The organism is Microbacterium sp. UBA3394 (genome assembly GCF_002358725.1).
Lineage (GTDB): Bacteria > Actinomycetota > Actinomycetes > Actinomycetales > Microbacteriaceae > Microbacterium > Microbacterium luteum.
Genome location: NZ_DEPK01000140.1, coordinates 14,039 through 19,636, shown reverse-complemented (window position 1 = coordinate 19,636; position 5,598 = coordinate 14,039). Strand labels below are relative to the sequence as shown.

The following is a 5,598-nucleotide window of genomic DNA, read 5'->3' as shown; positions in this document are numbered from 1 at the left end:
GCAGCCCGCCTCGGCTACGCCGGACCCGACCCCCGCGCGGCCTCCCTGCGGCGCGGGCGCAGCGGCATCGTCGCGGTGGTGTTCGAGGAGCACCTCGGCACCGCCTTCCTCGACCCGGTGAAGACCCTCATGATGGATGGGCTCACCGACGAGGTCGCGCCCCTCGGCGCGGGCCTGCTGCTGCTCCGCGACCACGATCCCTCCGGCGCCGGCCCGTCGCTGACGACGGCGCCGATCGATGCCGCCGTGCTGATCGGCTGCAGCGGGATGCTGCGCGAATCCCTTGCGACCGTGACCGCCCGCGGCCTCCCCGTGGTCGTGATCGAGGGCGACGCGGGCGAGAGCGTGCCGCGCATCATGCTCGACAACCGCGACGCGCAGCGTCAGGCCGCCAGTCACCTGCGCTCGCTCGGTCACCGCCGCGTCGTGGTGCTCTCGCTTCCCACGCGGTCTCAGCGTCCGCGCGGATGGGTCGCCGCCGACGAGCCGGTCGAGGTCGACGTCACGCGCGACCGCCTTGCCGGCGCGTGGGATGTGTTCCCCGACGCGTCGGTGTACGCCGCGGCGGCCAGCTCGATGGACGAGGGCTTCCATGCCGTCCGCGACATCCTGAACGTACCCCCCGATCGCCGCCCCACGGCCATCATCGCGCAGAGCGACCTGCTCGCCGCCGGCGCGGTGCGGGCGGCCGAAGACCTGGGGCTCCGCGTGCCCTTCGACCTCAGCGTGACGGGGTTCGACGGCGTCGCCGTGGACGGTCTGGCGCCCCATGAGCTCACGACACTCGTGCAGCCTGCGCTGGAGAAGGGCCGTGCCGCCGGTCGCGCGGTCGCCGCGATGCTCGAGGACGCACCGCCGCCGACGATCACGTTCACGTGCGAATTCCGCGTCGGGAATACCACGGCCGAGCCGGCGGCGTTCCGCGATTGAGCTGGTCGACGGGCGTGCAACGTCGGCAGCTCGACGAGGCCACGCGCGCCTTCCCTCCCGGTAGAGTGGACGCACAGACCCCCTATCGCCCGAGCCGACGGTGATCACCGTTCCCGGCTGACGACTTTCGAGGAGGCCGCCATGCTGGTCCTCCTTGCCGCGTTCGCCGTCGTCCCGCTGGTGATGCCGTGGCTGGTACACCGCCTCGGGGCGCGCGCGTTCCTCATCGCCGCGGTGCTCCCGACCGCCGCGTTCGTGCAGGCCGCCGCGCAGACCGTGCCGGTCATGTCGGGGGAGATCCCGTTCGAATCCGTCGCGTGGATCCCGCCGCTCGGTGTCGACCTGTCCATGCGCATGGACACGCTGTCGTGGCTGATGACCCTCGTCGTCACCGGCATCGGTGCCCTCGTGCTGGTCTACTGCCGGTGGTACTTCGCCGACGGCGGTTCCGGGCTCGGGCAGTTCAGCGCCGTGCTGCTCGCCTTCGCGGGAGCGATGTACGGGCTGGTCCTCACGGACGATCTCGTGGTGCTCGTGATGCTGTGGGAGGTCACGAGCGTGCTGTCGTACCTGCTGATCGGGTACTACAACCGGCGTGCGTCCAGCCGCCGCGCGGCCCTGCAGGCGCTGCTCGTGACCACGCTGGGCGGTCTCGTCATGCTCATCGGCGTCGTGCTGCTCGTGGTCGATGCCGGCACATCGAGCATCTCGACCATCCTCGCCGAGGCCCCGACGGGGCCGATCGTCGACGCCGCGGTCGTCATGCTCCTCGTGGGCGCCCTGTCGAAGTCGGCGATCTTCCCCTTCCACTTCTGGCTGCCGGGCGCGATGGCCGCCCCCACGCCCGTCAGCGCCTATCTCCACGCCGCGGCGATGGTGAAGGCGGGCATCTATCTCATCGCCCGCTTCGCGCCCGTTTTCGCGTTCTCACCCGTGTGGCAGCCGATCGTCATCGGACTCGGCGTCTTCACGATGCTCCTCGGCGGATTCCAGGCGCTCCGCGAGACCGACCTCAAGCGCATCCTCGCCTTCGGAACCGTCAGTCAGCTCGGCTTCCTCACCGTCGTCCTCGGATACGGCACGCGCGACGCGATCCTCGCCGGTCTCGCCCTGCTGCTCGCGCACGCGCTGTTCAAGTCGGCGCTGTTCTTGGTCGTCGGCATCATCGACCACCAGCTGTCCACCCGCGACATCCGCGAGATCAGCGGACTCGGACGTCAGACGCCCGTGCTCGCGACGGTCAGCATCGTCACGATCGCCTCGATGGCAGGCGTGATCCCGACCCTCGGCTTCGTCGCCAAGGAGGCCGCGCTGACCGCGCTGCTGCACGATGCCCTGCAGGGCGCCCCCTTCGCGATCATCGCGCTGGCCGGCGTCACGCTCGGCTCGGTGTTCACGGTCGCCTACGGCATCCGCTTCATCTGGGGAGCGTTCTGGACCAAGCGCGACGCCGAGGGCGACGCGCTCACGCCCGTCGAGTGGCCCCGCCCGCCGATCGGATTCGTCGCCGTGCCGGTCGTGCTGGCCGTGCTCACCGTCGTGGCGGGGTTCGCCTCCCCCCTCCTCGACGCCGTACTCGCCCCCTACGCCGACACCGCGCCGGCGGCCGCCCCGGGTCTCGTCGCCCCCGAGGAGACCTACCATCTCGAACTGTGGCACGGGCTCGAGCCGGCGCTGTTCATCTCGCTCGGCACGCTCGCCCTCGGCGCCGCGGTGTTCTGGAGCACGAAGCGCCGACCGTGGGGCTCGCGGATGCTGCCGTTCAGCGCGCCGGATGTCTACAACGCCGCGCTCCGCGGCGTGGCACGGCTGTCGGTGGAGGTCACGAGCCTCACGCAGCGGGGCTCGCTCCCGATCTACGTCGGCACCATCTTCGTCGTACTGGTGGTCGGTGAGGCGGTGGCGCTGTTCGCCGGATCGGAGTGGCAGGCGGAGCTCGACGCGTTCCAGACCCCCGTGCAGCTGCTCGTCGCGCCCGTCATGATCATCGCGGGGCTGATCGCGGTCCGTGCCCGCAAGCGCTTCACCGGGGTCGCGCTCGTATCGGTCACCGGCTTCGGCATGGCGCTCCTGTTCGCCTCGAGCGGTGCGCCCGACCTCGCCCTCACGCAGATCCTCGTCGAGACGGTCACCCTCGTCGCCTTCGCGCTCGTGCTGCGCCGCATCCCTTCGCGTCTGGGGCAGCACAACGCCTCGGTCCGGCCGATCGCGCGCGCCGTGCTCGCTGCCGGGGTGGGCGTGACGATGGCCGCGATCGCGATCGTCGCCACAGCGTCGCGCGTGGCCGACCCGATCTCCCGCGCGTGGCCCGACCTGGCCTACGACATCGGGCACGGTCGCAACGTCGTCAACGTGGCGCTGGTCGACATCCGCGGGTGGGACACCATGGGCGAACTCACGGTGCTCGTGCTCGCGGCGACAGGTGTCGCCTCGCTCGTCTTCGTCACCCATCGCTCCGACACGCTGTCGGAGTTCACCGAGCCGCTGCCGCGCCTGGACGCGCGGCGCCAGCCCCTCATCGAGACGGACGAGGGCGTGAAGCCCCGCACCGACAGCTCCGAGGGCCGCCGCCTGGCCTGGCTGCTCGGCGGCACGCGCGTGCGGGCGGAGAACCGCTCGATGATGCTCGAGGTCGTCGTCCGCATCCTCTTCCACACGATCATCATCGTGTCGCTGTACCTGCTCTTCGCGGGGCACAACCTGCCCGGCGGCGGCTTCGCGGGCGGGCTCGTCGCGGGCATGGCCCTCGTCATGCGATACGTCGCGGGTGGACGGTACGAACTCGGCGCCGCCGCTCCGACCGACGCCGGACGCCTGCTGGGCATCGGCATGACCATCGCGGTCGGGTGCGCGATCCTGCCCCTGCTGTTCAGTGCGCCGCCGCTGACCCGCTGGTTCATCGAGGCCGAGACCGAGCTGCTCGGTCACGTCGAGTTCGTCACCTCGACGCTGTTCGACGTGGGGGTCTATCTCGTCGTCGTCGGGCTCGTGCTGGATGTGCTCCGCAGCCTCGGCGCCGAGGTCGACCGGCAGGCCACCGCCCAGCGCAGCGAGGCGGTGAGCGTCCGGTGACCGTCTCGCTCGTCCTCATCGTCATCATGGCCGTGCTCTTCGCCTGCGGCGTCTACGCCATGCTCGAGCGCAGCCTCACACGTGTGCTCATCGGGTTCCTGCTGCTGGGCAACGCGGCGAATCTTCTGCTGCTGATCGTCATCGGCCAGCCCGGGATCGCCCCGTTCTACGGCGCGGGCGAGGCCGACCAGATGTCGGATCCCCTCCCTCAAGCCCTCACGCTGACGGCCATCGTCATCACGTTCGCGATCTCGGCCTTCCTGCTCGCCCTCATCTACCGCTCCTGGCAGCTCGGACAGGCCGACACGGTGCAGGACGACGAGGCCGACCTCGCCGTGCGGGCCCGCGACGCCGAGGCCGAAGAGGTCATGGACGACGAGACCGAGCTCGAAGACGACGACGCCACGACCGACTTCATCGGCACCGCGACCTCACCCATCCGCGTCGTGCACAGCCGCGACTTCCCGGGCGTGCGCGACGACGCCCCCGTCGATCGCCCGCGGCGCGGCCCCGCCGACACGTCGCGGGCATCCGAGAGCGAGGACGGCGCATGATCGCCCTCGTTCCGCTCCTGGTCACGCTGCCGCTCCTCGGCGCGGCGATCGCGCTCATCGCGGGAAAGCATCGTCGCGTGCAGGTGGGGGTCTCGGTTGTCACGCTCACGGTGGTGTGCGCGATCGCGGCGGTGCTGCTGGTCGTCGTCGACATCGGCGGCAACCCGCTCGCGGTCTCGGTGGGCGGCTGGCCCATCCCCTTCGGGATCGTGCTCTACGTCGACCGGCTGTCGGCGCTGCTCATCGTCGTCTCGAGCATCGTGCTGCTGGCCGTTCTGCTCTTCTCGGTCGGTCAGGGCGCGGCGGACGGCGACGACGACACCCCGGTGTCGATCTTCCACCCGTCGTACCTGATCCTCGCCGCCGGCATCTTCAACGCGTTCATCGCCGGCGACCTGTTCAACCTCTACGTCAGCTTCGAGATCCTGCTGGTGGCCTCGTACGTGCTGATCACGCTGGGCAGCACGGAATCCCGCATCCGCACCGGCGTCGTCTACATCGTCGTGTCGCTGGTGTCCTCCATCCTCTTCCTCGCCGCGATCGCGATGATCTACGGCGCGCTCGGCACCGTGAACATGGTGCAGATCGCCGAGCGGATGGGGGAGCTGCCGCAGGAGACGCAGACGGTGCTCCACCTGCTCCTGCTCCTCGCCTTCGCGATCAAGGCCGCCGTCTTCCCCCTGTCGTTCTGGCTCCCCGACTCGTACCCGACCGCTCCCGCCCCGGTGACGGCGGTGTTCGCCGGGCTCCTCACCAAGGTCGGCGTCTACGCGATGATCCGCACCGAGTCGCAGCTGTTCCTCGACAACGACCTCAACCTGCTGCTGCTGATCGCGGCGCTGGCGACGATGATCGTCGGCATCCTCGGCGCCCTCGCCCAGGCCGAGCTGAAGCGCATCCTGTCGTTCACGCTCGTCAGCCACATCGGATACATGGTGTTCGGACTCGCGATCGCGACACCGCTGTCGATCGGCGCGACGATCTACTACATGGTCCACCACATCGTGGTGCAGACCACGCTGTTCCTCGCCGTCGGCCTCGT

General features: G+C 70.2%; 4 protein-coding genes. All 4 read left to right on the top strand.

Features of this window, described 5'->3' with window-relative positions; translation table 11 throughout:
* The coding region (locus tag B4E30_RS08415; RefSeq protein WP_286794698.1) for a substrate-binding domain-containing protein at positions 1–930 on the top strand (930 nt) is incomplete at its 5' end.
* A 141-nt stretch (positions 931–1,071) separates the two neighbouring features.
* Complete coding sequence (locus B4E30_RS08410; RefSeq protein WP_286794696.1) at positions 1,072–4,002, top strand: Na+/H+ antiporter subunit A; 2,931 nt, start codon at positions 1,072–1,074, stop codon at positions 4,000–4,002.
* On the top strand, positions 3,999–4,556 hold the full coding sequence (locus B4E30_RS08405) for a Na(+)/H(+) antiporter subunit C (RefSeq protein WP_286794694.1): 558 nt from the start codon (positions 3,999–4,001) through the stop codon (positions 4,554–4,556). Before B4E30_RS08410 ends, B4E30_RS08405 begins: the two co-directional genes overlap by 4 nt.
* Positions 4,553–5,598: proton-conducting transporter membrane subunit (locus B4E30_RS08400; RefSeq protein ID WP_286794692.1), on the top strand; the 1,046-nt coding region annotated here is incomplete at its 3' end. The genes B4E30_RS08405 and B4E30_RS08400, both read left to right, overlap by 4 nt.